18 protein-coding genes and 1 other annotated feature are annotated in these 20387 nt (G+C 37.6%); all 18 genes read left to right on the plus strand.

The features are described from left to right. Window positions 1-35: 35 nt before the first annotated feature. The 18 genes from CJ191_RS05605 (at window position 36) to msrA (ending at window position 19904) form a co-directional block, all read left to right on the plus strand. Window positions 36-1235 carry a GerMN domain-containing protein gene (locus CJ191_RS05605; protein WP_102199231.1) on the plus strand — a complete coding sequence of 400 codons (1200 nt, stop codon included), beginning with the start codon at window positions 36-38 and terminating at the stop codon, window positions 1233-1235. A gap of 298 nt (window positions 1236-1533) precedes the next feature. After that, entirely contained in the window at window positions 1534-2925 is a 1392-nt protein-coding gene (gene mnmE, locus CJ191_RS05610; protein WP_102199232.1) for a tRNA uridine-5-carboxymethylaminomethyl(34) synthesis GTPase MnmE, read from the plus strand. Window positions 2926-2949: 24 nt separating this feature from the next. Further along, a complete protein-coding gene (mnmG, locus tag CJ191_RS05615) occupies window positions 2950-4848 on the plus strand; it encodes a tRNA uridine-5-carboxymethylaminomethyl(34) synthesis enzyme MnmG (RefSeq protein WP_102199233.1) in 1899 nt (632 codons plus the stop codon). A gap of 330 nt (window positions 4849-5178) precedes the next feature. Further along, a complete protein-coding gene (locus tag CJ191_RS05620; protein ID WP_180960946.1) occupies window positions 5179-5511 on the plus strand; it encodes a DsrE family protein in 333 nt (110 codons plus the stop codon). A gap of 58 nt (window positions 5512-5569) precedes the next feature. Continuing rightward, window positions 5570-6286 carry a 16S rRNA (guanine(527)-N(7))-methyltransferase RsmG gene (gene rsmG / locus CJ191_RS05625; protein ID WP_102199235.1) on the plus strand — a complete coding sequence of 239 codons (717 nt, stop codon included), beginning with the start codon at window positions 5570-5572 and terminating at the stop codon, window positions 6284-6286. Between the two features lie 208 nt (window positions 6287-6494). Next, window positions 6495-7271 carry a ParA family protein gene (locus CJ191_RS05630; protein WP_070467737.1) on the plus strand — a complete coding sequence of 259 codons (777 nt, stop codon included), beginning with the start codon at window positions 6495-6497 and terminating at the stop codon, window positions 7269-7271. Further along, window positions 7252-8229, plus strand: a complete 978-nt coding sequence (locus CJ191_RS05635) for a ParB/RepB/Spo0J family partition protein (protein ID WP_102199236.1) — start codon at window positions 7252-7254, stop codon at window positions 8227-8229. Before CJ191_RS05630 ends, CJ191_RS05635 begins: the two co-directional genes overlap by 20 nt. A 32-nt stretch (window positions 8230-8261) precedes the next feature. Next, complete coding sequence (locus CJ191_RS05640) at window positions 8262-8441, plus strand: DUF951 domain-containing protein (RefSeq protein ID WP_102199248.1); 180 nt, start codon at window positions 8262-8264, stop codon at window positions 8439-8441. A 71-nt stretch (window positions 8442-8512) separates the two neighbouring features. Then, a complete protein-coding gene (gene ychF / locus CJ191_RS05645; protein ID WP_102199237.1) occupies window positions 8513-9607 on the plus strand; it encodes a redox-regulated ATPase YchF in 1095 nt (364 codons plus the stop codon). 32 nt (window positions 9608-9639) lie between these two features. Continuing rightward, window positions 9640-10386, plus strand: coding sequence for a DUF1129 domain-containing protein (locus CJ191_RS05650; protein ID WP_102199238.1), 747 nt, complete (start codon window positions 9640-9642; stop codon window positions 10384-10386). Between the two features lie 134 nt (window positions 10387-10520). Then, window positions 10521-11606, plus strand: coding sequence for a thioredoxin domain-containing protein (locus CJ191_RS05655; protein ID WP_102199239.1), 1086 nt, complete (start codon window positions 10521-10523; stop codon window positions 11604-11606). Between the two features lie 24 nt (window positions 11607-11630). After that, the gene (locus tag CJ191_RS05660) at window positions 11631-12143 is read left to right on the plus strand and encodes a thioredoxin domain-containing protein (protein ID WP_102199240.1); all 513 of its coding nucleotides are present in this window, start codon (window positions 11631-11633) and stop codon (window positions 12141-12143) included. Between the two features lie 452 nt (window positions 12144-12595). Then, entirely contained in the window at window positions 12596-14080 is a 1485-nt protein-coding gene (guaB, locus tag CJ191_RS05665) for an IMP dehydrogenase (protein WP_102199249.1), read from the plus strand. Window positions 14081-14288: 208 nt separating this feature from the next. Continuing rightward, window positions 14289-14972: a response regulator transcription factor gene (locus tag CJ191_RS05670; RefSeq protein ID WP_102199241.1), complete on the plus strand. Its 684-nt coding sequence runs from the start codon at window positions 14289-14291 to the stop codon at window positions 14970-14972. 95 nt (window positions 14973-15067) lie between these two features. Next, window positions 15068-16219, plus strand: a complete 1152-nt coding sequence (locus CJ191_RS05675) for a sensor histidine kinase (RefSeq protein ID WP_102199242.1) — start codon at window positions 15068-15070, stop codon at window positions 16217-16219. Then, the gene (locus CJ191_RS05680; RefSeq protein ID WP_102199243.1) at window positions 16220-17629 is read left to right on the plus strand and encodes a D-alanyl-D-alanine carboxypeptidase family protein; all 1410 of its coding nucleotides are present in this window, start codon (window positions 16220-16222) and stop codon (window positions 17627-17629) included. It abuts the gene before it with no gap. 85 nt (window positions 17630-17714) lie between these two features. Beyond that, window positions 17715-17957 (plus strand) — a binding site (T-box leader). Between the two features lie 59 nt (window positions 17958-18016). Beyond that, window positions 18017-19324 (plus strand): serine--tRNA ligase, encoded by a 1308-nt coding sequence (serS, locus tag CJ191_RS05685; protein ID WP_102199244.1) that lies wholly within the window; start codon window positions 18017-18019, stop codon window positions 19322-19324. Window positions 19325-19376: 52 nt separating this feature from the next. Further along, entirely contained in the window at window positions 19377-19904 is a 528-nt protein-coding gene (gene msrA / locus CJ191_RS05690) for a peptide-methionine (S)-S-oxide reductase MsrA (RefSeq protein ID WP_102199245.1), read from the plus strand. Window positions 19905-20387: the final 483 nt, after the last annotated feature.

The raw sequence follows: 20387 nt of genomic DNA on the forward strand, positions 1-20387 counted from the left end.
AAAGAATTCGTGGATGATTGTGGGAGGTGTCAAAAATGAAACAGAAAGTAACATGGTTTTTGTTATTGAGTACGTCATTAGTGTTAGGTTCATGTTCTTGGTTTAATAATGCAGCGGACGTTTATGATGAAAGCAAAGTGTCTTCGTCTGAACAAGTGTCTTCAACAAATAATGAAAGTTCGTCAGTAGATGCTTCATCTAGTCAATCTAGTTCAGTAGCAGAAAGTGAAGCTAGTGATGATACGAGTGAATCTAGTTCCTCTGAAGTGGCACCAGCTTTAGCGGTGACTGACTATTTTCCAATGAAAGAAGGTTACCAGGCGGTATTTGCTGGTGACGGGAATGAATTTGCGGGATTTACGCGGACCTATGATTTTATCCGTGATGATTTCCTAACGATGCGGACTGCAACTGGTGGCACCACAACCTTAGAAGTAGTAGCCATTACACCAGACAGGGCTGAAGTGTTGGTGACTAAGCCCGAAACTTACAGTCATGAAGAGCTTACTTACGATATGATTACGCAAACTGGTGAACCCACTAAGACTTTAATTGAAGGGCCAATCGAAGTCGGTCATACTTGGGATAGTGACGGTCGTCAAAGGGAGATTACTGGAATAGATGTCCCCGTTGAAACGACGACGGGTAGCTATGAAGCGCTAGAAGTGACGGAATATGGCGATGATAATGAAAGAAGAGAGTATTATGCGCCGGATGTAGGGTTAATTTATGTGGAAGATGAAAGTATGGACCCGGATGCGACATATCTTGTGACTCAAATGTTAGATCAATTGTCTTTTGAAGGCTGGGATGAAGCGATTACCTTCTACTATCCAAATGGTGAAAATAGTTTTGAACAAGTAACTGATACCATTCAGATGACTACCAATGATACGATGGCTTTGAAATTCACACAGCTGTTTCAGGGTGGCAATAGTGCTGACCAACAATTGATAAGTAAAAGTGTTGAAATAAATACCATTGATGTGAATGGACAGGGTCCTGGTCAAGGTAAGACCGTCTACATTGACTTTAATGAATATATCCGTGAATTGGCAGATGATCCGCATGGTAAGGCCAAGTTAGATGCCATGATGGCCAGTACTCAACAATATTATAATGCTGATGATATCCAACCAACTATTGAAGGTGAATATATGGTTATTGATGGGCTTGTGACTTTAACAGCTGAAAACCCCTTATACTTAGTGCCCGAAGATGTCTATCCTTATTAAGGCAAAATGAACGCTCATCCTTTATTTGGATGGGCGTTTTTTCATGCTAGTCCAAAAAACTTATTTCGTCCTTTTCAAGGGAATTATCGGTGGGGTGAAAAAGTCGCAATTTCTGAGTAGAATTAGTTTACTTTTAAATATAGATTGCGTATAATACCGAATGTATAAAAAAAGTAGTTTGACAGTCAAAGTGTCTTTCTAGTCCAACCAGGTAAATGGGAGGGGTAGATTGGGCGCTTTTTTATTTGCACAAATATGAACAATAGTAGATAAATTTAGTTAGAAAGGAATAGATTTTATGATTACTCGTGGTTTTGATACGATCGCAGCGATTTCTTCTGCCCCAGGTGAGGGTGCTATTGGGATTGTACGTCTTTCAGGTGATGATGCCTTAGCAATTGCGGATAAGGTTTATAAATTAGGTAGTAAAAAATTGAGTACGCAAGACAGCCATACGATTCACTACGGCCATATTGTAGATCCAAAAGATGGTCAAGAGATTGATGAAGTGATGGTTTCAGTTATGCGGGAACCTAAAACTTTTACTCGTGAAGATATTGTTGAAATTAATACCCATGGTGGAATTGTAGCGACAAATCGCGTGTTAGAGCTTGTTTTGCGTGAAGGCGCTAGCTTAGCGGAGCCAGGTGAATTTACTAAACGGGCCTTTATTAATGGGCGGATTGATCTAACGCAGGCAGAAGCTGTGATGGATTTAATCCGTGCCAAAACAGACCGGTCAATGGATTTAGCTGTAAAGCAATTAGACGGAAAGTTATCTCATTTAATTGAAAATCTGCGTCAAGATATCTTAAATACGTTGGCGCAAGTTGAAGTGAATATTGATTATCCTGAATATGATGATGTGGAAGAAATGACACTTAAATTGTTGGGTGAGAAAACCCAAATCATAAAAGAGCGGATTGATGGTTTATTATCTACTGCTAAACAAGGGAAAATCTTGCGTGATGGGATATCAACTGCTATTGTAGGACGACCAAATGTAGGAAAATCTTCTTTATTAAATGCCTTATTAAGAGAAGAAAAAGCGATTGTAACAGATATCGAAGGGACAACCCGCGATACGGTTGAAGAATATATTAATATTCGCGGTGTTCCTTTGAAATTAGTGGATACAGCAGGTATTCGTGATACAGAAGATGTTGTGGAACAAATCGGTGTGGAGCGGTCGAAGAAAGCTTTAGCTGAAGCAGAATTAGTCTTACTATTATTAAACCAGTCTGAACCTTTAACAGATGGTGACCGTGAACTTTTAAACTTAACTCAAGGGCACAAGCGTATTATTGTCATGAATAAAATGGACTTACCTAACCAACTTCTAAAGGAATCTTTATTAGAGTGGGTTGACGAGGATGAGGTGATTGCAACATCAATGATGACTCAAGAAGGTATCGATGCTTTAGAGGAAAAAATAGCGGATTACTTCTTTACCGGTCAATCTGGTGAAAAAGATGCGACTTATGTGTCTAATGCACGTCATATTGACCTTTTACAAAAGGCGAGTCAATCACTAGATGAAGTAAAAAATGGGATTGATATGGGTATGCCGGTTGATTTGATTCAAATCGACTTCACCCGTGCTTGGGAAATCTTAGGTGAAATTATTGGTGAAAATGCACCGGATGAACTATTGACACAACTATTCAGTCAATTCTGTTTAGGTAAATAAAAGAAAGTTAGAAAGGATGAGACGATGCAAACTTATGAAGCAGGGAAATATGATGTCATTGTAGTTGGTGCTGGGCATGCCGGTAGTGAAGCAGCCTTAGCCGCAGCTCGTATGGGTGCAGACACAATGTTAATTACTATTAATATTGATATGGTAGCCTTTATGCCTTGTAACCCGTCTATTGGAGGACCAGCAAAAGGGGTAGTGGTTAGAGAAATTGATGCCCTTGGTGGTGAAATGGGTCGTAATATCGATAAGACCTATATTCAAATGCGTATGCTAAATACAGGTAAAGGGCCAGCTGTCCGTGCCTTACGTGCGCAAGCAGATAAAGATGCATACGCTAAAGAAATGCGTAAAACGATTGAAAATCAAGAGGGGCTAACCTTGCGTCAAGGATTAGTTGATGACTTAATCATTGAAGATGATACAGTTAAAGGAATTGTTACCAATACTGGTGCAATTTACCGAGCTGATGCAGTCATTTTAACCACTGGTACAGCAGCCCGTGGTGAAATTATTATTGGCGAATTAAAATACTCTTCAGGTCCAAATAATTCACAACCTGCTGAGAAGTTAACTGGTAATTTGGCTGAAAAATATGGTTTTGATATTGCTCGATTCAAAACGGGGACACCACCACGTGTTGATAAACGTACGATTAATTATGAAGAAACAGAAATTCAACCTGGTGATGACGCGCCTAATCATTTTTCATTTATGTCTAAGGATGAAGATTATTTACCATTAGCAGACCAAGTACCTTGTTTCTTAACTTATACAAACGAAGCCACCCATGAAACAATTCGAGAAAACTTACATCGTGCTCCGATGTTTACAGGTATTGTTGAGGGTGTTGGTGCCCGTTACTGCCCGTCAATTGAAGATAAAGTTGTACGTTTTGCAGATAAACCAAAACATCAAATCTTCTTAGAACCTGAAGGGTTAGATAATGAAGAGATTTACGTTCAAGGACTATCTACTTCACTTCCAGAAGATGTTCAAAATGATATGATTCACTCCGTTAAAGGATTGGAAAATGCTCGTATTATGCGTAGTGGCTATGCAATTGAGTATGATGTCGTGAAACCAAATCAATTAAAGGTAAATTTAGAAACTAAACAAATTGCTAATTTATTTACTGCTGGACAAACGAATGGGACTTCTGGTTATGAAGAGGCTGCTGGTCAAGGTTTGTATGCGGGGATTAATGCTGTATTGAAAATCCGTGGTGAAGAACCGTTTGTAATTGGTCGTGATCAAGGCTATATTGGCGTAATGATTGATGATTTAGTCACTAAAGGTACTACTGAACCTTATCGTTTACTCACATCTCGCGCTGAATACCGTTTATTATTACGCCATGACAATGCAGATACACGTTTAACAGAGAAAGGTTATGAATTTGGCTTAGTTTCTGAAGAACAATATCACCTATATAAGTCAAACCAAGCAGAAGTAGCTGAAGAATTAGACCGTCTAATGAATGTTCGTTTGAAACCAACACAAGCATTACAAGACTTTTTAGCAGAAAAAAATTCAGCTGCCTTAAAAGATGGGATTATGGCGAGTGATTTATTACGTCGTCCAGAGCTAAAAATTGATGATATTTTAAAATTTGCGCCAAGTGATAAAGCATTATCACGTCAAGTAAGAGAGCAAGTTGAAATTCAAATTAAATATGCTGGCTATATTGTAAAAGAACAACGTAAAGTAGAGAAATTACATCGTTTAGAACAAAAAGAAATTCCTGCTGACATCGATTGGGATGCTATTGACAGCTTGGCTACTGAAGCACGCCAACGCTTGAAAGAGATCGGTCCACGTACCTTAGCTCAAGCTAGCCGTGTATCAGGAGTAAATCCTTCAGATGTATCCATTATCATGGTTTACCTACAAGGTGGTCACGTAGCACGTATTTAAGTCAAATGATATCAAAAGAAGATGAGACAAAAGTCGTTTAGAATTGGCGCATTGTGGGCAATATCGGACAATGCTGACTTTTGAAACCCGATTATCAATATCTTTTATATCGCAAAGAGAGGTTGAGATATTTTTGTCCCAGCCTCTTTTAACGTATGAGGAATCTAATCGTTAACGCCTATATTAGACTTCAGGCATATGCTATAATTTAAGAGAATAAATGATTGATGATAAAATCGTTTAAAGCAAGTGCATAGCTATATGCGCCCAATAAATTTGTAAGCTATACGAAAATAAATGCCTAGGTAAATGAAAAAAAGGAGTAATCTAATGCTAAAACGTGCTATTTTTCATGTACATGAGATGAAAGAATGGGAGAATATCTTACCAACTATTCAAAATGCGCTAAATGATGTGGAAGATTTACAAGTAATCGTCCTGGCTAATGGTCGTGCTGTTCGAATTGCTTTGCGTGAAGCGCATTATCAAGACTTAGAAAAACTCGTGAAACAAGGTGTGACGATTGAGTTATGCCAACATGCACTACAAGCTCAAGGAATTGATCTAGAAATGCTGAATAATCACTTATTTACCCCGGTTACATCAGGTATTGCCGAATTAATTAACCGTCAACATGATGGTTATGCCTATATTCGTGCTTAATGAATGAGCAGCTTATTTTATCGGACCATCTAGAATTCAATATAGAAAGTAGACAATCATGAATCCAGAATTATTTAAAAGTAGTTTAGCGGATGCAGGTATCCACTTAAATGACCAACAAATGACACAATTCAACCGTTATTTCGAATTATTGGTTGAATGGAATGAAAAAATGAATTTGACAGCCATTACAGAACTAGAAGAAGTGTATTTGAAACATTTCTATGATTCACTGACTGTTGCTATGCACGTTGAAATGGCTGATCAAGCGTACCGTTTAGTAGACGTCGGTTCAGGCGCTGGGTTCCCCAGTATTCCACTAAAAATTGCCTTACCAAACTTAGAAGTCACGATTGTTGACTCATTGAATAAACGCATCAATTTTATCAATGAAGTGATCAATGCGTTAGGTTTAGAAGGCGTTCATGCTTATCATGATAGAGCCGAAACTTTTGGTCAAAACCCACAATTCCGTGGTCAATTTGATTTTGCAACTGCTAGAGCGGTGGCTAGATTAAACTTATTAGCAGAATTTTGTTTACCCCTAGTGAAAAAAAATGGTCAATTCTTAGCCATGAAAGCGCAACAATCTGATGATGAAATTGAAGAAGCAAAACATGCCATTGCTGTCCTAGGAGGTAAATTTGCTGAAGATATTCAATTTGATTTACCAGCTGAAGCTGGAGAGCGTCATATTTTACGGATTGAAAAACCTAAAGAAACACCAAAAAAATATCCACGTAAACCAGGGAAACCAGCGAAAAGTCCGCTATAAGTAAGGGATTAAAAGTATTTTACTTGATAATGGAATTCCTTGAACAATCTAGACGCTTTTTTGGTACAATGGTAAAGAATAAATGACATGACAAGCATAATATTGCGAAAAATAGTCTAAAAACTATTTTGAATGAATGCGAAGGAACGGAAACGCATTCCGTTCCTTTTTTATTAAAATCAATGGATATAACGCAGGGGGTTAGAAAATGGGTAAAGTAATCGCAGTCGCCAATCAAAAAGGTGGTGTCGGGAAGACAACAACAACTGTCAACTTAGCATCCGCACTTGCCTACCAAGGTAAGAAAATTTTATTAATTGATAGTGATGCGCAAGGAAATGCTACTAGCGGACTAGGCATTGCTAAGGGTTCTGTTGAAAACAGTATCTATGACGTGTTGATTAACGAAGTTGCGATTAAAGATGCTGTAGTATCATCTTCACGTGAAAACTTATCTGTTGTACCGGCAACGATTTCCTTAGCTGGGGCTGAGGTTGAACTTACCAGTATCTCTCACCGTGAGCAAAAGATGAAAGCAGCGATTCAACCGATTCGAAATGACTATGACTACATTTTTATCGATTGTCCACCATCACTAGGACATTTAACGATTAATGCCTTTACCAGTGCAGATTCAGTATTGATTCCTGTACAAAGTGAATACTATGCCTTAGAAGGGTTAAGTCAGTTGCTAAATACTATCCAACTAGTGCAAAAACACTTTAATGCAGGGTTAAAAATTGAAGGTGTTTTAATGACAATGTATGATGCAAGAACAAACTTATCGAATGAAGTCGTAGAAGAAGTTCGGAAGTACTTTGGTCAAGCAGTATATACGACCTTAATTCCAAGAAATGTGCGTTTGTCTGAAGCACCATCATATGGACAATCTATTATTGACTACGATATTCGTTCTCGCGGCGCTGAAGTGTATCTAGAATTGGCAAAGGAAGTGCTAGAAAATAATGGGCAAACAAACAAATAAACATAATAGGGGACTTGGCCGTGGAATTGATGCATTCTTCGGCAACGATGCCCTTTTTACCCAAGATGAGACAGATCAACAACAAGTAAAAGATTCACAAGAAGCCACTAAAGAAGAAATTAGTGAGGGGACTGTTGAAGCCAACACTACTGATAAAATGGTACAAGAAATCAACGTAGACGATATTCGACCAAACCCTTATCAACCGCGTCACCAATTTGATGAAGATGCGTTAAATGATTTAGCAAAATCTATTCAAGAGCAAGGCATTTTCCAACCAATTACCTTACGACAGTCAGCGGTAAAAGGTTATGAAATAATCGCTGGTGAACGTCGTTTTCGTGCGAGTAAAATTGCTGGTTTAACAAAGATTCCAGCTATTGTACGTGAGTTTTCTGATGAGCAAATGATTGAAGCATCTATTATTGAAAACTTACAACGGGAAGATTTAACAGCCTTAGAAGAGGCAATGGCTTATCAACAACTGATTGATGTCTTAGCGATTACACAAGATGAAGCTGCTAAGCGTTTAGGGAAATCAAGAACCTATATCACTAACCACTTACGTCTTCTTGGTTTAAGTGATGATATTAAAGCATTAGTACAGTCAGGCGCTTTATCAGCCGGACAAGCTCGGACAATTTTAGGTTTGAAATCGAAAAAAGATCAGTCAAGTCTAGCTAAGAAAGTTGTTGCAGAAGGGATTACTGTCCGTCAGCTAGAGAAAATAGTTCAAGCTTTAAATGAACCAGCTGATAAGGATATTAAAAAAGACCATACGAAGAAAGAAGTTGTCCCACCTTATATCCGTGAAAGTGAAGATCGGTTAATGGATAAATTTGGTACTAACGTCCAAATTAATAGTCGTGGTAAACGCGGTAAAATTGAAATTGAATACCTTTCTGAAGATGATTTAACCCGTATTCTAGATATTTTAGATATTAAATTTGAAGATTAGAGGTGTGTGTCTTGGGAGAAAAAGAATATGGCATGCATGATATCGTGCAAATGAAAAAACAGCATCCATGTGGTGAAAATGCTTGGAAAATTATTCGTTTAGGTGCGGATATCCGCATTAAATGTCAAGGATGTGGCCAATCCGTCATGATGGCACGTCGTGAATTTGAAAAGAAAATGAAAAAAGTGATTGAATCAGCAAATCCTAACTAAGGTGATCACATCTTAGTTATTTGTCTGCATGAATTAAAAAATACCCTGAATAAAGAAAGTAGCGTGAAGAAATGGCCTTAACTGCCGGAATTGTTGGATTACCAAACGTTGGAAAATCAACCTTATTTAATGCAATTACAAAATCTCAAGTGGAAGCTGCAAACTATCCCTTTGCAACAATCGACCCTAATGTTGGAGTTGTTGAAGTACCAGATAGTCGTTTACAAACACTAACAGAATATTATGTGCCTAAGAAAACAGTCCCAACAACCTTTGAATTTACAGATATTGCTGGAATTGTTAAAGGTGCAAGTAAAGGTGAAGGGTTAGGCAATAAATTCCTAGCGAACATTCGTGAAGTGGATGCAATTATCCATGTAGTTCGTTGTTTTGAAGATGGAAACATTACACATGTTTCTGGGAAAGTAGATCCAGCTGACGATATTGAAACTATCAACCTAGAGCTTATTTTATCTGATTTAGAAACAGTAAATAAACGCTATGAAAAAGCGGTTAAAATGGCTAAATCTAAAGATCACGACGCGGTTGTTGAAGCAAATGCGCTAGCTAAAGTAAAAGAAGTATTAGAAGCTGGAAAATCAGCTCGTACAATTTCTTTCACTGAAGAAGAACAACCATTTATAGACCGTATGTTCTTACTCACAACAAAACCAATTTTATACGTAGCAAATGTAAATGAAGATGATGCAGCAACTGGTAATGACTATGTTGAAATTGTACGTGGTATTGCGAGTGAAGAAGATGCGGAAGTAGTTATCGTATCTGCACAAATCGAAGAAGAGTTAGCCTCACTTGATGATGAAGACCGCGAAATGTTTATGGAAGACTTAGGCATGGAAGAATCAGGTTTAGACCGTCTTATTCAACGTGCTTATAGCTTATTAGGTCTTGAAACTTACTTTACTGCGGGCGTTCAAGAAGTACGCGCATGGACTTTTAAAAAAGGGATGAAAGCACCACAAGCAGCAGGTGTTATTCACTCAGATTTTGAAAAAGGTTTTATTCGCGCAGAAACTTTATCTTACGAAGATTTACTCACATACGGTAGTGAAAAAGCGGCAAAAGAAGCTGGGCGCTACCGGTCTGAAGGTAAGGATTATGTCGTACAAGACGGTGATATCCTACTATTTAGATTTAACGTTTAATATCATTCAGATAAAAGGAGATTTGACCAATCATGGCATTAGGAAATGAGAAAAAATCAAGAGCCGATATTCAAGCTGAACGCGAAGCGGAAGTAAAAGCAGCTCGCCAACGTATCAAGGATGAACGTGAAGGTCTTTATACAAGTTTAACCAAACGTAACCAAGAGTTTATGATTAAATTCATGAATGAAATCAAGGCTTTAGGTTATGATGGTGATCTTGATTTAAAAGAAAATCAAATGCTACACACCCTTCTAACAGAGCAAGACAAAGGCGTAACTGCTAAACAATTATACGGTACACCAACAACTTACGCCCAAGAACTACATAAAAACCCTAATGAGACGAATGGATCATCACAAGTAGGTGATAGCCCATTTTGGCACTATTGGGTTGAAGGCGGTTTATTGATTGGTGGTGTATTTGCTGGTATTTCAGGGTTAACCCTATTAATTGGTTCTGAAAATACGAGCTCAGGCCCAGCTGGTTTATTCACACTCATCTTGAACTTTATTATTGGAGGATTAGCGATGGCTGTGTTGACGACCAACCAACCTGATATGTCTAAACCAAAGAAAGAACGTGGCACTATGCGCTACATCTTGATTTCAGTAGCTGTTCTATTAGCTTGGATCCTACTCATTTCTTTAACAGAATTCTTGCCAACAGGTATCAATCCAAAATTACCGCTATTCGCTTATCTAGCACTAGCTGCCCTTGGTTTAGTTGGCAGATGGTGGTTTAAACGCGAATTTAACGTCCAAAATACCCTATTCTAAGCCGATCAGTCTGTCAGTAAAGCTGGCAGACTTTTTTTAGGCACATAAACCCACTGATCGAGTTGATATTTTTGGCATCATGTAAAATCTTCGTTAAGATAAGGGTATTAAATATACAAAGGACGTGTAATAAAATGGATGCAACAAATATTGATTTTTCAACTGTTTCAGATGAACTAGGCTTTCGTTACGGCAAAGCAGATGCGCCGGTAAAATTATATGCTTACTTAAACGTAGAGTGTCCTTTTTCCCGGAAATTCGAACAACAAAACACAGCTATTATTCAAGAATTTGTTGAAGCAGGTAAGGTGCAGTATATTGTTAAGCCGGTTGATCGTCCAACCGGTCACTTGCGTAAAGGGAATGTGATGCATAGTTATTTGACTTATGATGATCCAGAAAACGCCTTTAAGCAGTTAACAGAGATGTTTAAAACGCGTCAAGAGTGGACAGCATTAGATGAAGCGGGCGTGGCTGAATATGCTGAAAATCAATTAGGTTACCGTAAACAAGACCATGATGATATCCAAGAAGCGATTAAAGCAGAAGCTGCAGAAGTAGGCGCAAAAACTGTGCCAACAGCCTATGTATTTGGTCAAGTATTTGATGAACATGAAGACAATAATACTATTCGTGACTGGTTTAATGCAGCATATCAAACGGCAACTCAGACAGCAGTATTTGATTTTGCTACCGATAAATTAGACTTAGATAATGTTACAGATAAACGTGCTATCAAATACGGTCAAGACGACGCACCAATTAAAGTGACAGAGTACTTAAATTTCCGTTGCCAAGGATCTAAGAATTTTGAAGATAAGATGTCTGAAAAATTAGAAGCTCTAGCAGATGAAGGGAAAATTCAACGGATCATTAAACATGTAGATATCGATAAAGCAGGATTGTCAAAAGGGGAAGTCATCAACCGTTTTGTAGATTACAGTGACCAAGAAAAAGCCTATAAACAATTTAAGGAAATATTCGCTCGCCATGGAGAATGGAAAACCACTGATTTTAGAGGTATCGTAGATTATGCTATTGAAACCTTATCGTATCAATACCAAGGCAACCGACTACAAAATGATATTGTAAAAGCAGAATTTGAAGCAATTGGTGGTACAGCAACCCCAACAATTGTCGTAAACAGTGAAAAAGCGTTTGTAGGTCCAACAGCAAGTGAGGACTTGGCAGCTTATTTAGATGAGAAAATCGCTCAGTAAATAGATGATCAAAGGAGAAAGTATATGGCCTTTCAAACAGATAAAATTACCTATCAAGATGCTATTAAATTGGGTAAGGATACAGCTAGGGTAAAAATTGTTGAATATTATAACTTAGCATGTCCTGATGCCTTAAATTATCAAGAACAATTTGCTTTTTTCTTGGATCCTTTGGTACAAACGGGACAGGTACAACGTATATTAAAGCACTATAATAAAACTAGTCCTCGCTTACAAAAAGGGAATGTTGTCCATGATTATATTAACTATGCAGAACAAGAAAATGCTTATTCGATGGTGGACCAATATATGCGGTCACAAAATGACTGGGCCCAATTAGATTTGGATAAAATTGAAGCTTATCTAGTACAGCAAGGACTAATAAAACAAGATAATAGTGAACTTGCTGCACGCGTGTTTGAAGAAGCTCAAGCAGTAGGAGTGGGTGCTGTTCCAACAATATTTGTTGGTGATCAAGCTTTTGTTGAAACAGTAGATCCAACGTTATTTAAGCGAGCGATTATGGAGCGAATTTAACCTAAGGTCTATTGGATAAAAAGCATATGAATAAATAATTTTGGAGGATGGGACAAAAAATATCTCAGCCTCTCTTTGCTATATAAAAATGTTTATCATCGAGTTTCAAAAGTCAGTATTGTCCGATATTTCCCAAAATATGCCAATAATAACTCGTTATTGTTCGACTTTGGGTCCAGTGCGTCTATTCTAAATGACTTTTATCTCATCTGCTTTTTTATCATTTACTTTAAAAATAAACCAGGTTATAGAAAGTCTATTTACGAACGTTAACGATGGATGCAATAAATTGTAATCAAATATGCCGGGGTTAATTTGATTAAAAACGAACGATATATTTAATAAATAAAAAATAATACATTTATTTACGAAATATAATGGGTTGACCTTATTGGTTAATGGTGGTAGGATAGTAAAAATCAATTTTACAAAGAAAAGGGGAATGAATGAAAATGACTACTGCATGGGAAAATAAATTTGCTAAAGAGGGATTAACATTCGATGACGTCTTATTAATGCCAGCACACTCTGAGGTGTTGCCAAATGAAGTAGATTTAAGTATAACATTAGCACCAAACTTAAAATTGAATATTCCAATTCTTTCAGCATCTATGGATACGGTAACTGATGCAAGTATGGCGATTGCTATGGCGCGTCAAGGTGGTTTAGGTATTATTCATAAAAACATGACGATTGCCCAACAAGCAGATGAAGTACGCAAGGTTAAACGTTCAGAGTCAGGTGTCATTTCAGATCCATTCTATCTATTTCCAGAATCACCAGTTCATGAAGCAGAAGCATTGATGGCTCGTTACCGTATTTCTGGTGTACCGATCATCAATAATGAAGCAGACCATAAATTAGTGGGTATCCTAACAAATCGTGATATCCGCTTCTTAGAAGACCACGACCAAGCGATTGAAAATGTGATGACCAAAGATAATTTAGTTGTTGCACCACAAGGCACTTCTTTAGAAGAAGCGAGTCACATCTTATATGAAAACCGTATTGAAAAATTATTATTAGTTGATGATGAAGGTCGTTTAACAGGTTTAGTCACTATTAAAGATATTGAACGTGTTACAGACTATCCAAACTCAGCTAAGGATGCGAAAGGTCGTTTAATTGTTGGCGCAGCAGTTGGTGTAACATCAGATACGTTTGAGCGTGTTACAGCCTTATTAGAAGCAGGTGCAGATGCAATTGTAATTGATACAGCTCATGGCCACTCTGCAGGTGTTTTACGTAAGATTGCAGAAATTCGTCAAGCATTTCCAGATGCGACATTAATTGCTGGTAACGTAGCAACTGCTGAAGGTACACGTGCTTTATATGAAGCTGGCGTTGACGTTGTTAAAGTTGGGATTGGCCCTGGTTCAATTTGTACCACCCGTGTCGTTGCTGGTGTAGGTGTACCACAAATTACTGCGATTTATGATGCAGCCAATGTTGCTAACGAATACGGAAAAACGATTATTGCTGACGGGGGGATTAAATTCTCAGGTGATATCGTTAAAGCCTTAGCTGCTGGTGGACATGCTGTAATGTTAGGTTCTATGTTAGCTGGTACAGATGAAGCACCGGGTGAATTGGAAATCTTCCAAGGTCGCCAATTTAAAACATACCGTGGTATGGGATCGTTAGGCGCTATGAAGAAAGGGTCTGCAGACCGCTATTTCCAAGGTGAAGTCAACGAAGCGAATAAATTAGTCCCTGAAGGCATTGAAGGACGCGTAGCTTATAAAGGTGCTGTTTCTGGTATTATTTTCCAATTACTTGGTGGTATTGAATCAGGTATGGGTTATTGTGGTGCCCCAACAATTGAAGCTTTACGTCAAAATGCACAATTTATTCGCATGACAGGTGCAGGTTTGATTGAATCGCATCCACATGATGTACAAATTACCAAAGAGTCACCAAACTATTCAAGAGGCTAATCAGTTTACGACAATAGTATCGAAGAGCAAGTGGGTCAGAAAGACTGTGCTTGCTCTTTTTCTATAAAAAAGATGAGAGGGAGTAGATAAAGTTTGTGAAATCAAGTCTTAAGGCATTCTTAACTACTTTTGAATAGAAATATAGGACTTATATGGCTAGGGTTTGTTAAAATAAGGTAGAGAAACTATAGCGTTCGGAGGATGACCTATGAAAATTTTAATCACTGATGACGATAAGGAAATCGTTGAACTATTAACTATTTATGCGACAAATGAAGATTATGAGGTAGTCCAAGCTTTTGATGGAGATGAAGCATTGAAGAAAATTGTTGAAAATCCTGATATTGCGATGATGGTATTGGATATTATGATGCCTGGAAAAGACGGGATTACAGTAATTAAAGAGTTACGCAAACGTGACGTAGATATGCCTATCCTATTATTATCGGCTAAATCATCTGATATGGATAAAATTTCTGGTTTAACAACAGGTGCAGATGACTATGTGACAAAACCATTCAACCCATTAGAAGTCATGGCGCGTATTAAGTCATTATTACGCCGTGCTAGTGCCGGTGGTGATGATTCTGCCACTATTGAGGTTGGCCCACTTGTGATTAACAAAAATTCTCATGAAGTAACCACTACAGATGGCCAACAAATTCAATTAACTGCATTAGAGTTTGGTATATTATACTTACTAGCAAGTAATCCTAATAATGTATTTTCAGCGGATGAGATTTTTGAACGTGTATGGCAGCAAGAATCTGTTGTATCAGCTAAGACTGTAATGGTCCATGTGAGTCACTTACGTGATAAAATTGGTGAAGCAACCGGTGGCGATAAAGTGATCTCAACTGTTTGGGGCGTTGGTTATAAGATTACAGCTTAAAAGCTTTTTTGGAAAAGGGGTGAAGGCATTTGCTAGCACCCCTAGTCTTTTTTATGTTAGTTGCTTAGATGAGTAGTAGTGATAGAGGTGAGCTCTTGCAAAAAAAGAAAAGTAGGATGCATACAGAGCTTTTTTTTGAAGCGATTGTATGGATAGCGATATTAGTCATCCTTTATTTTGGGTTAATGTTCGTGTTAATCACGGTCTACGAAACCTATTATTCAGTTTTGTTACGTAAATATCCTGGATCTTTTTTTGTCCACCCACAATTTCAGCAAAATTTCTTTCTAAGTTTAACCATGGTTTACTTGGTGATGAGTGTTTCTTTTGTGGGCTGGCGAGTTTACCGCAGGCTTCGGGCTGTTCAGTTAGGATATGTGCTTGAAGAGTTACATTATATTTCTCAAGGTAACTACCATCATAAGATTTCTACTTCTAATATGAATGGTATGCAGCCGGTTGTAGATTCGATTAACCGTTTAGTAGACTCTACTGTAAAAGCCAGAGAAGAAGAGCGACGAATAGAGCAGTCTAAAGATGATTTGATTACCAATATGAGTCATGATATTCGTACACCGCTTACTTCGGTTATTGGTTACTTGACTTTGCTGAAGCAAGAAGAGCTGAAAGATCCAGAAAAAGCGATGAAGTATATCAATATTGCTTATGATAAAGCGATTCAAATGCAACGAATGACGGAAGATTTGTTTGAATATACTAAGGTGAAACAAGTGGATACTAAATTGGCTATTAGTCAGATTAATGTGGTCCGTATGGTAGAACAAATTACGGTAGAATTTGAACTAGAGGCCAATAAAGTTGGCCGCGAGTTTCAGATTATTGCTGAACCTGATGATAATATTCTTGTAGATATTGATCCAGAAAAATTTGTTCGAATCTTTTCCAATTTATTTACCAATGCTTTTAAATATGGTGGAAAGGGTAAGTATATCAAGATTTCAATTTATCAAGACCACGAAAGTACAAAGTTTGTCGTTGAAAATGACGGCGCTAGGATTCCTAAAGGTCAATTAAAGGATCTTTTCCAGAGATTTTATAGGGGGGATAAATCTCGAACTGAGCCACAGACGGGTAGTGGTTTAGGTTTGGCGATTACGCAATCGATTGTTGAATTGCATCATGGTGAAATTTATGCGGAGTCAGACTATAAAGGTACACGGTTTATTTTTACCATACCTAATCGCTTTGAAGAGACAAATGATCATGTAGAAATGGAGCGAATGTAAGTGAAGAATGAGTTGACAAAAGTTTTTACAATAGCCTTAATTACTTTGTTGGGTTTTAATTTGGCTCAAGGGCCTATGGCTGTACTAGCAACCGAGCATACCACTATTACGGCTAGTCAAACAAGTGATGCAAAGAGTGGTACTGTGTCTGAATTTTCAAATGAGATTACGACAAATTATGGTTTGAATTTAGATGCTGCTATGGCAATTGATAGTGATTCTGGTCAAATTTTATTCGAAGAAGATAGTGCAGAGTTACACGGTATTGCGTCACTAACAAAATTGATAGCCCTTTATGTTGTTTATGATGAAATTCAAGCTGGGAACTTGAATTTTGATACTAAAATTCCGGTATCAGAAGCTGTTTCAGCATTATCAGTAGCAGAGGGGCTATCTAATGTACCTCTAGAAGAATCGACAGATTATTATACAGTAGACGCTTTAATTGATGCTGCTGTAATTGGGTCAGGTAATGCTGCAGTTGTTGCTTTAGCAGAATATATTTCTGGATCAGAACAAGCCTTCGTTGAGCGTATGAGTGATAAACTAACAGCATTAGGTATTAAAAACTTTGAATTATATACTGCTTCAGGTCTAGCTGGCTCTTGGTTAATAACAAATGATGGTTCTGCTTCACCTTATTCAATGGATCAGGAAAATATGATGCAAGCTCGTGATATCTTGTTTGTTGCGCGTGAAATAGTGAATGAATATCCGGATGTTTTAAAACGAGCAAATGTTACCTCTAAAGAATTTCAAGTATCTGATAGTGAAACGTATACTTTAGAGAATACGAATCTATTTTTACCTGGTAATGCGTATGAACGTGATGATGTATCAGGATTAAAAACGGGTACAGAAACGATTGCAGGGCGTTGTATTATCATTATGAGTCAAATTGATGGACGCGACATCATGCTAGTAACCTTAGGTGCTGAGACTGAAGCAGACCGGTACGAAAATACAGGCACCTTACTTACTGCCCTACAAGAAAACTTAGTTTATACAACGCTTTATGAAGAAGGTACAACATGGTTGCCAGCTGAGAATGTTACGATATATCAAGGTGTAATGGATGGTGTAAACCTAAATTATGCTAAAACAAATGCCCTATTCTTACCCTACAATTATGATTTAGAAAAAAATGCTACAGTTACTTATGATGCAGCATTTCAATATGATGCTGCTGGCAATCTAGCACTTACAGCACCACTATCGGTTGATCAAACGATTAACACTTTTAATACGACAGTTAATTTTGATAAAAGTCTCTTTAATCAGTTAGATATGTCAAATGCAATTATTCCTGCCGAAGATGTTGATAAAGTAAGTATCGTTGTCCAAGTTACGCGTATCATGGAAGATTTATTCAAAGGGTGGATTCAAGATATCCAAGGTATATTTGGTTAATGATCATCATAGCGTATGTTACATCACATAAACCTATGGGATAATTGACTTTTATTTGCGCCGAATATATAATGGAGGCAATAAATAAAAAGTATTGATTGTGATTAGTAGTATAGGCTGATTTTTAGAGAGCTCGCGGTAGGTGAAAGTGGGTAGTCAAGTGATATGAATCCACACAATCACTGACTACGAATATGAGGATAGCATCCTGATTAAGTAGAGCCGGGTTAGCCGTTATCTAAAGAGTGTAAGACATCACATTTTTGTGTCTTAAAGTAGGGTGGCACCGCGCAATAATATATGAATTCTAAGCTATTTCGTCCCTTCCAAATTTTTGGGAGATTGAAATAGCTTTTTTTATTGTTTAAATATATAGGAGGAATAAAGATGATTGATATTAAATTACTAAGAGATAATTTTGAAGCGACAGCTGCAAAGTACGCTAGTCGTGGAGTTGCTAAAGAGGAGTTAGAGCGTTTAATTGATTTAGATGGCCAACGTCGTGAAGTGATTTCTGAAACAGAAACTTTAAAAGCAGAACGTAATGCTGTTTCTGATGAAATTGGTTTACTTCGTCGTAATAAAGAAAACGCTGATGATAAAATTGCTCGTATGAAAGAAGTAGGGGAAGAAATTCTTGTTTTAGATGAAAAACTAGCAAAACTAGACGAACAAGTAACTTACATTATGGATCGGTTACCAAACTTACCGCATGACTCAGTACCAGTTGGAGAAGATGAAGATGACAACGTTGAAGTTCGTCGTTGGAGCCAGGCTCCGGAGTTCGATTTTGAACCAAAAGCTCATTACGAAATTGGTGAAGCATTAGGGATTTTAGACTTTGAACGTGGGGCTAAAGTTTCAGGTGCTCGGTTCTTATATTATCGCGGTCTTGGTGCCCGTTTAGAGCGTGCGGTTTATAACTTTATGTTAGACCAACACCAAGAAGAAGGATATGAAGAAGTTATTCCTCCTTACTTGGTGAATGACAAAGCAATGTATGGTACTGGCCAATTTCCTAAATTTACTGAAGATGTTTTCTCTACAACAAATGAAGACCGTCACTTAACACTAATCCCGACAGCAGAAGTACCGTTAACCAATTACTTTGCAAATGAAATTATCCCTGGGGAAGACTTACCAATCTACTTCACTGCGATGACACCAAGTTTCCGTTCAGAAGCAGGATCAGCTGGTCGTGATACACGTGGTTTAATTCGTTTACACCAATTCCAAAAGGTAGAAATGGTGAAATTTGCGCAACCTGAAGATTCATATGACGAATTAGAAAAAATGGTTACAAATGCCGAAAATATACTACAAAAATTAAACTTACCATATCGAGTAATTACATTATCTACTGGTGATATGGGCTTCTCAGCTGCGAAAACGTATGACTTAGAAGTATGGGTGCCAGCACAAGAAACATATCGTGAAATTTCATCATGTTCAAATACTGAAGCATTTCAAGCGCGTCGTGCTTTGATTCGTTTCCGTAACGCAAATGGGAAACCGGAATATGTTCACACATTAAATGGTTCTGGTCTAGCTGTTGGACGTACAGTAACAGCTATTTTAGAAAACTATCAAAACGCTGATGGTTCAGTTACTATTCCCGAAGTATTAGTGCCATATATGGGTGGAATCACTGAAATCACAAAAGAAAATGCTTCTGGCGTTTCAAAATTAAAATAATGTAATACAATAGAGGCAGATTCACTTCTTTTTAATGAAAGGGGCAATTAAGATGTCTAAAGAAACAGCAATATTTGCCGGCGGGTGTTTTTGGTGTATGGTTCAACCATTCGAAGAGATGGATGGTATTGAAAAAGTGACATCAGGATACACTGGCGGACACAAAGAAAATCCTACGTATGAGGAAGTTTGTTCGGGCACAACTGGTCATACAGAAGCGGTAGAGATTGAATTTGATAATGAAAAAATAAGTTATCCAGAATTGCTAGATATTTATTGGCAACAGACCGATCCAACAGATGCAATGGGGCAATTTGTTGATCGCGGTGATTCTTATCGACCTGAAATTTTTGTGAATAGCAAAGAACAAGCAGAAGCTGCAGAGAAATCTAAAGCGGCGTTAGATGCTAGTGGTCGATTTAATAAACCAGTTATAACACAAATTACTAAAGCAACTACATTCTGGCCAGCTGAAGATTATCATCAACAGTTTTACAAGAAAAATCCAGCACACTATAAGCGTTATAGTGAATTGTCTGGACGAAAAACATTCATCAAAGATAACTGGCAGGAGTCTTAATTGCTAGACACGCTATTGAAATACGTAAGGCCCTAGGTGGTATAGACTAGGGTCTTTTTATTTTTCTAAGAAACAAAAAGTGGTTTACAAGAATTGGGAAAGATGGTAGTATATTTTTCAGACATTATTATTTCTGTTGAAACATTGAAGAAAATATTTTTTTAAAAGTTATTGACTTCAACCAGCTGAACATGATAATATCTAATAGTTGCGTTACAGCGTAACACTAACCGAGAGAACAACATTTATAATTAATTTATAAAAAGTTGTTGACTTCCAGTTAAACTCGTGATACTATTAAGTAGTTGCCACAAGAGCAACAAGATAGACCTTTGAAAACTGAACAAAGAAGACGAACCAAAATTGTGTAGGGAATCAATTGCATAGTAATTGAAACCAACAATTCAAAGTAGTGAGAACTACTATAAATAAGTCAGCAAACTTTAATGAGCAATCAAAGCTCATGAAAATCTTTCATGAGAG

This window comes from Aerococcus viridans (genome assembly GCF_002871935.1).
GTDB lineage: Bacteria > Bacillota > Bacilli > Lactobacillales > Aerococcaceae > Aerococcus > Aerococcus viridans_B.

Bases quoted from the DNA above. Each gene is read 5' to 3' on its own strand.
- CJ191_RS05605 (WP_102199231.1), top strand. From the start codon at position 36: ATGAAACAGAAAGTAACATGGTTTTTGTTATTGAGTACGTCATTAGTG.
- mnmE (WP_102199232.1), top strand. From the start codon at position 1,534: ATGATTACTCGTGGTTTTGATACGATCGCAGCGATTTCTTCTGCCCCA.
- mnmG (WP_102199233.1), top strand. From the start codon at position 2,950: ATGCAAACTTATGAAGCAGGGAAATATGATGTCATTGTAGTTGGTGCT.
- CJ191_RS05620 (WP_180960946.1), top strand. From the start codon at position 5,179: ATGCTAAAACGTGCTATTTTTCATGTACATGAGATGAAAGAATGGGAG.
- rsmG (WP_102199235.1), top strand. From the start codon at position 5,570: ATGAATCCAGAATTATTTAAAAGTAGTTTAGCGGATGCAGGTATCCAC.
- CJ191_RS05630 (WP_070467737.1), top strand. From the start codon at position 6,495: ATGGGTAAAGTAATCGCAGTCGCCAATCAAAAAGGTGGTGTCGGGAAG.
- CJ191_RS05635 (WP_102199236.1), top strand. From the start codon at position 7,252: ATGGGCAAACAAACAAATAAACATAATAGGGGACTTGGCCGTGGAATT.
- CJ191_RS05640 (WP_102199248.1), top strand. From the start codon at position 8,262: ATGCATGATATCGTGCAAATGAAAAAACAGCATCCATGTGGTGAAAAT.
- ychF (WP_102199237.1), top strand. From the start codon at position 8,513: ATGGCCTTAACTGCCGGAATTGTTGGATTACCAAACGTTGGAAAATCA.
- CJ191_RS05650 (WP_102199238.1), top strand. From the start codon at position 9,640: ATGGCATTAGGAAATGAGAAAAAATCAAGAGCCGATATTCAAGCTGAA.
- CJ191_RS05655 (WP_102199239.1), top strand. From the start codon at position 10,521: ATGGATGCAACAAATATTGATTTTTCAACTGTTTCAGATGAACTAGGC.
- CJ191_RS05660 (WP_102199240.1), top strand. From the start codon at position 11,631: ATGGCCTTTCAAACAGATAAAATTACCTATCAAGATGCTATTAAATTG.
- guaB (WP_102199249.1), top strand. From the start codon at position 12,596: ATGACTACTGCATGGGAAAATAAATTTGCTAAAGAGGGATTAACATTC.
- CJ191_RS05670 (WP_102199241.1), top strand. From the start codon at position 14,289: ATGAAAATTTTAATCACTGATGACGATAAGGAAATCGTTGAACTATTA.
- serS (WP_102199244.1), top strand. From the start codon at position 18,017: ATGATTGATATTAAATTACTAAGAGATAATTTTGAAGCGACAGCTGCA.
- msrA (WP_102199245.1), top strand. From the start codon at position 19,377: ATGTCTAAAGAAACAGCAATATTTGCCGGCGGGTGTTTTTGGTGTATG.